Raw genomic sequence first — 360 nt, forward strand, 5'->3', positions numbered from 1 at the left:
GCTTCAAGCCGCCAACGACATCTTCTTCAACAAAGAAACAAGCGGTTCTAAACCCGCGGTGCGCACCCAAATCATCGTCACCCTCAACGAGCTCGACCAAATCATCAACGGCGACGGAGACGACATCGAACTCAACCTCACCAACGGCGGGCGCATGACCGGGGCAGAATTCCTCACCCACAAGTTTGCCGAAATAGGGTATGCCACCATCGTGCACCCTATTGAAGGACCCATCGACACCTTCCGGCTAGAGCGTGGAGCAAACTTCAAACAACGCCTTACCCTGCATGCTGAATTCCACACGTGTGCAAGACCAGGCTGCAATAAGCCCGGACCTGACCCCTGTTTGGTAGACACCTG

General features: G+C 55.0%; 1 pseudogene. It reads left to right on the forward strand.

What is annotated here, in order from left to right:
- Window positions 1–360 (forward strand): annotated as a pseudogene (locus HMPREF2604_RS04515) (HNH endonuclease); the annotation flags it as partial.

Source organism: Corynebacterium sp. HMSC055A01, assembly GCF_001809405.1.
GTDB classification, from domain to species: domain Bacteria; phylum Actinomycetota; class Actinomycetes; order Mycobacteriales; family Mycobacteriaceae; genus Corynebacterium; species Corynebacterium hesseae.